Source organism: Listeria valentina (genome assembly GCF_011800755.1).
GTDB classification, from domain to species: domain Bacteria; phylum Bacillota; class Bacilli; order Lactobacillales; family Listeriaceae; genus Listeria; species Listeria valentina.
Window position 1 is genome coordinate 1 of record NZ_JAATJW010000093.1, and the last position, 5,837, is coordinate 5,837.

At 38.3% G+C, this 5,837-nt stretch carries 5 protein-coding genes, 3 tRNA genes and 1 rRNA gene; 8 read left to right on the plus strand and 1 reads right to left on the minus strand.

From position 1 onward, the window contains the following. The 8 genes from rrf to HCK02_RS14325 all read left to right on the plus strand — a co-directional run. A 5S ribosomal RNA gene (gene rrf / locus HCK02_RS14320) occupies positions 1-74 on the plus strand; the annotation flags it as partial. A gap of 10 nt (positions 75-84) precedes the next feature. Beyond that, positions 85-159: transfer RNA gene (locus HCK02_RS13010), tRNA-Asn, on the plus strand. 27 nt (positions 160-186) lie between these two features. Next, positions 187-259: transfer RNA gene (locus HCK02_RS13015), tRNA-Thr, on the plus strand. 14 nt (positions 260-273) lie between these two features. Then, positions 274-346: transfer RNA gene (locus HCK02_RS13020), tRNA-Thr, on the plus strand. 108 nt (positions 347-454) lie between these two features. Then, a complete protein-coding gene (locus tag HCK02_RS13025) occupies positions 455-1,345 on the plus strand; it encodes a TetR/AcrR family transcriptional regulator (protein WP_167630532.1) in 891 nt (296 codons plus the stop codon). 95 nt (positions 1,346-1,440) lie between these two features. Beyond that, a complete protein-coding gene (locus HCK02_RS13030; RefSeq protein ID WP_167630533.1) occupies positions 1,441-2,925 on the plus strand; it encodes a DHA2 family efflux MFS transporter permease subunit in 1,485 nt (494 codons plus the stop codon). Positions 2,926-3,009: 84 nt separating this feature from the next. Then, positions 3,010-3,810 carry a pyrroline-5-carboxylate reductase gene (proC, locus tag HCK02_RS13035; RefSeq protein WP_167630534.1) on the plus strand — a complete coding sequence of 267 codons (801 nt, stop codon included), beginning with the start codon at positions 3,010-3,012 and terminating at the stop codon, positions 3,808-3,810. Positions 3,811-4,449: 639 nt separating this feature from the next. Further along, on the plus strand, positions 4,450-4,605 hold the full coding sequence (locus tag HCK02_RS14325) for a hypothetical protein (protein WP_167630535.1): 156 nt from the start codon (positions 4,450-4,452) through the stop codon (positions 4,603-4,605). Here HCK02_RS14325 and HCK02_RS13045 read toward each other — a convergent pair. Next, positions 4,577-5,797 carry a helix-turn-helix domain-containing protein gene (locus HCK02_RS13045; RefSeq protein WP_343034610.1) on the minus strand — a complete coding sequence of 407 codons (1,221 nt, stop codon included), beginning with the start codon at positions 5,795-5,797 and terminating at the stop codon, positions 4,577-4,579. The genes HCK02_RS14325 and HCK02_RS13045 overlap by 29 nt on opposite strands. Positions 5,798-5,837: the final 40 nt, after the last annotated feature.

The following is a 5,837-nucleotide window of genomic DNA, read 5'->3' on the forward strand; positions in this document are numbered from 1 at the left end:
AACACGGTAGTTAAGCTTCTCCGCGCCGATGGTAGTTGGGGGCTTCCCCCTGTGAGAGTAGGTCGCCGCCGGGCAAGATATTGTTCCACAGTAGCTCAGTGGTAGAGCAATCGGCTGTTAACCGATCGGTCGTAGGTTCGAGTCCTACCTGTGGAGCCATTTTTTTGTATATTGGCCTATTTTTTTGCCGCTTTAGCTCAGTTGGTAGAGCGCTTCCATGGTAAGGAAGAGGTCGCCGGTTCAAGCCCGGCAAGTGGCTTTTATAATAATTTAGCCGGCTTAGCTCAGTTGGTAGAGCAACTGATTTGTAATCAGTAGGTCGCGAGTTCGACTCTTGCAGCCGGCATCAAGTGAAGACTCCTTAAATAGGATGTCTTTTTTATTTTGCATTAACTTGAACTATGGGTTTATTTTTATTATACTTAGGGTGTAATTATCTTGAGGAGATGAAGTGTTGAAAGATAAAAAACGGCGAATTATAAGTGAAGCGAAAACGATTTTTAGGAAAAAGGGTTATTTACTGACTTCGGTTGCGGATATAGTAGAGGCAAGTGCGATTTCCAAAGGAACATTTTATAATTATTTCACGTCGAAAGAAGAGCTAGCTATTACAATTTTTAAACAGGAGTATTCGGTTCTTTATCAAAGGTTAGATCAAATCATGCAAGAAGAAGATAAGAGTCAAAAGGCAAAATTTAAGACTTGTATCGAATTGCTGGTAAAATTTCATATTAAAAATGCGGAAATTTTGAATATTAGCTTCTCCCAAGCAACTCTTGATGATGATTTCAATCAGTTTCTTCTTAGTGTACGTTCAAGGAGTGTTAAATGGATCAAAGAGCAGATGCTGCTTGTGTATGGGAAAGATACTGAACCCTATTTGAATGATCTTGCGATGATGCTAACAGGGATGATTCTTCTCTTTGTATTTGTTTCGAGTAAACGCAATAAAGATGGGGAGAGGATACCAGAGGCTGTGGATTATGTGATGAACCGGATGGAAGTTATTGTGAAAGACGTCGTTCAGACAAAAGAAATTGTACTTACGGATGAGGATATGGATGGGTTCACGCCAGATCATTTGTCACTCAAGAAACGTCGGATGGGAAAATTGAAAAATTTGGTGGAAGATTTATTGAAAAAAATTGAAACTGAACAAATTGCGGACTCAGATAAGTGGCAGTACAAAGAAACGCTAAATGCTCTCTTGGCTGAATTGAACAATAAAGAAACGCCTCGAAGCTTCATCATTCAAGGTGCGATTTTATATTTGAAACAGCAAGTACCAAAGAATTTGGAAGATGAAATTAGAAAGCTTGAATTGCAAATTAATGAATTGCTATAAAAATGACTATGCGGTCATATTTTCTTGACTAACTAGTATTGTTGGATTATACTACTAGTATTCACAGAAATGCTATTTGGGAAGGGGAAGTCTATGTGAACGCAATTTCAGAAGAAAAACCGGTAGATGTTAATGGGAGACCATTTAATCGAACTCTACTAGTTGTGACGATGGTCATTGGAGCCTTTGTAGCTGTACTTAACCAAACGCTGCTTGCTACAGCGCTACCGATGATTATGGATGATTTAAAAATTACAGCAGCAACTGGGCAGTGGCTGACAACTGCTTTTTTACTTACAAATGGAATTATGATTCCTGTTACGGCTTTATTGATTGAAAAAATAAATTCGAAAATTTTATTTATCACAGCGATGGTCGTTTTTGCTACAGGAACATTGATTGCGGCTCTTGCGGGCTCATTTTCTGTATTACTAGTTGGACGTATTGTTCAAGCAGCTGGTGCAGGGATTATGATGCCGCTACTGCAAACGATTTTTCTTTTAATTTTCCCGAGAGACAAACGGGGAGCAGCAATGGGGATTATGGGGCTTGTCATGGCATTTGCTCCAGCCATTGGGCCAACGCTATCAGGATGGATTGTGGATAGCTTCGATTGGCGAGTTTTATTCTGGGTTCTTATCCCGATTGCCATTTTCGATATTTTACTTTCATTCTTTGGCATGAAAAAAGTTGTGACGTTGACGGATATTAAAATTGATTTCTTTTCGATTGTGCTTTCGTCGATCGGCTTTGGTTCGCTTCTCTATGGATTTAGTGCGGCCGGAAATGACGGTTGGGGAGACCCGATCGTAGTAACAACTTTGATTGTCGGAGCGATTGTGATTGCCTTGTTTATTTGGAGACAATTGAAAATTGATAATCCGATTTTAGAATTCCGCGTGTTTAAATACCCGATGTTCTCGTTGTCAGTTGTTATTAGTTCGATTGTGACTATGGCGATGATTGGAACTTCGATTGTACTTCCGTTATATATTCAAAGTATCCGCGGGGAGACAGCGCTCCAATCTGGATTGTTACTCCTTCCAGGTGCACTTTTGATGGGAGTTATGAGTCCGATCACGGGAATTATTTTTGATAAGATCGGGGCGCGTTGGCTGACGATAATCGGCTTGACCATTTTGACTGCAGGGACGGTACCGTTTATGTTTCTTACGGCGGATACGCCAATGTGGCATGTAATGCTGTTTTATGCGATTCGCTTTTTAGGGATCTCGATGGCGATGATGCCGGTAAGTACAGCGGGGATGAATGCCTTGCCTAATCACTTGATCAATCATGGATCGGCTGTTAATAACACGATTCGGCAAATTGCAGGCTCGATTGGGACGGCACTTATGATTACTGTTTTGACGAATGTAACAAAGGATCATATGCCAGGGAAATCGCTTCTAGCAACAAATCCGCAAAGTTATGCGCAACATGCGGCGGATGCTAGTTTGAGTGGAATGACAGCTGCGTTTTTTGTTTCTGCGGCGTTTGCGGCACTTGGATGGCTGCTAAGTTTCTTAGTAAGAGACCGGAAGCCTGCTGCGGTTGTGAAAAAATTTGAAGCGAAATAAGTAAGAAACGCATCCTTTATGGGTGCGTTTTTTGCGGAAGAATGCTATATTTTTACTGGACACCCCTTGAAAGGAGCGGAAATGATGAAAGTAGGATTTATTGGCGTTGGTAATATGGCACAGGCGATTATTAGTGGCCTCGTAAAGAAAATGCCTGCCGAAGATATTTTGATTTTTAATCGGACAAAAGAAAAAGCGGAAACTTTTGCAGGAAAGACTGGCGTGAAAGTGCTGGCCACACCTGAGGATTTGGTTTTACAATCTGATATTGTTGTTGTGGCGGTCAAGCCTTATGTGTTTGAAATGATTTTACCGGGATTGAAATCGGCTTTTGAGGCGAAGCGGCCACTGATGATTTCGATTGCTGCCGGGCTTAGTTTGGAGCAATTGGCGGAATTTGTTGGTGAAGAAATGCGGATTGTGCGTGTTATGCCGAATGTGAATGCGACAATTGGCGAGTCAATGTCTGGGGTTTGCGGGAACGAATTTGTGAGCGCGGAAGATTATCAAAATGTTGAGGGGATTTTTTCAGCGGTCGGGAACACGGCGCGTATTCCTGAAAAAGATTTTAGTACTTTTGCGGCTCTTGCTGGAAGTTCGCCTGCGTTTATTTATATTTTTATTGATTCGCTTGCTCGCGCGGGGGTTAAAGCGGGACTTGCTAAGAAGCAAGCACTCGAAATTGCGGCTCAGGCGGTTCTTGGTAGCGCTAAAATGGTGCTTGAAAGTGAAACACACCCGTATGAGCTTGTGGATCAGGTTTGTTCCCCTGGCGGTACGACGATCGCTGGTGTGAGTTCGCTCATGGATGATGCGTTTGTAGCGAGTGTGATGCACAGTGTGGAAGCGACTATGAAGCGTGAAACGGAACTTTCGGATAAGTAAAAGTGACTAGTTTTAACAAAAAAGCAGAAATCAAATGAAGTTTTTTAAAAACTTTTGTTTGATCTCTGCTTTTTATTTTGTAATGCCTTAGTTTTCTTGGGATACTACTGTTTTTGAAAGAAGCTGTTCGTTGCAAGGAATCATTTGTAGTGGGTGATAGGATAGAATGATGTTTTGGGTCTGTAGCTCGTTTAGCGGCTTATATACTTGACTTCGGTTTGCAACGTCGTAATTAGATATTGCACTAGAGGAGATAGCGTTGATGATGTACTTGTTCAAAATACCGTGCCATTATATCTACAAGCAGAACAAATTATTAAAGTGAAAGCTTGGGGCACCATACTATACTGCAAGTCAAACTTCTATAGGTAGATACTAAGATAGTTAACGCCTTCTGCTGCAAGTAGTTTTAAACCATACGCACTTATTCCACAAGAATTACTTTGCACAACTCCAGATTTGATCTGATTGTTTGCCCTTTAAAGTTAATATTGAGGAAAAAATATTTATATTTTGTGTAATACTATTTATTTTGCTGAATTATGTTAAGGTTTATCATTATTTTTTGAATAATCATCAAGAGGCGGAAACACAAATTGAAGGCAAAATGGTTAAGAAAGAGAAAAAATTCAAATAAACGTGACGATCACGCCAAGCAATGCAACTGATCAAAGTCTAACCTTTACAAGCGCTAACCCAAAGATTATGAAAGTGGACAAAGATGGTATCACTGCAACTGTTCAAGTGACCGTTACTAAAAAAGGAATTAAGGTCTCTTCAACTTTTCATGAGTAATATGTTTTAACTTTTGCTCCAATAATACGCAGTCATGCGCAGTTAGTTCGTTATAAGAGAACATAAAAAACTTATCACATTCTAGATTTAATACAATTGAGTTTGAAAGAAGTAAATCATAGTCTTGTGAACAATCTGGATACTCAATAAAAATACAATTATAATTAAGTGACTTAATTTGATATATAATACGTTCGCGAAGTGGTGATATATCATTATCAAGCAGAATAATGATCTCTGGAAGATATTTTGTAAATGAAATATAGTTAGCTAAAAGATTTTTTAATTTTTGCTTTAGAGACACCAAATCATGGCTTAGCTCAGGACAATAGTTGATCAATTCTTTTACTAAAAAGTCAAGAAGATTAACTAAAAATGGATTTTGACAATTTTCTTCCTTATTTAAAAGGGGAAAGAAAAATTTTTTTTCACCCTTAAAATAAAAAAGCTGAGAAAATAATCGGATCACATTCATTTTGAAAGAGATCGTATTTATTATAGTAAAATCTGTACTTGTTAAAAACCGACTAATTATCTCCATAAGATAAATCATTAATTGATATGGAATGCTGTTTTGATCACGATAAAAGTAGAGTAATTCTTGCATAAGGTTAAAATCCTTGCTAAGTGGGGAATCTCCTTCAAGTAAAGCAATATGATATGAACGTTCCAAAAGCTGGTATTCTTTAGGGGTATTTATATTTTGTAGAGCTCCTGCCGAGCAAATTATTTTATTTAGTGGGCTATTGGTAAAGTAGCTAACTTGAGAAGAAATAAATTGTTTATTCCTTCGACGCGATACAATAATAGCGATATCAAAAAGAATACTTTCTCTTAGTATATTTGTTTTACCTGTAAGTAGAAAAGGAGCTTCTTGTTGTATAATGTCTGCTAGTTCTTGTTCAGAAATATTATTGAAAGGCCACTTTAATCCATGAAAAACAAACCAGAAAAATTGTTTATAGAAAAAACGAATTTGTTTTTCATTCCCCGATAAACGAAGCGGTGATAGTCTGACCTCCAGATCATAGTTTATTAGAAATTCATTCAAATACTCTATATTTTTATAAACAATGGACGAACTAACAGAGCATTCTTGAGCAACTTCTGCAATAGATGGAGATTCCATGTGAAAAATTTTGTATAAGATAATAGCAGGTGATACACTCCCTATAAAGTAGACACTAGGAATAAAAAATCTAGTTCACTTTAGAAGGAGTGTATTTTGTTAT

Excerpts from the sequence above, each read along its gene's own strand:
- proC (WP_167630534.1), top strand. The coding sequence starts at position 3,010 with ATGAAAGTAGGATTTATTGGCGTTGGTAATATGGCACAGGCGATTATT.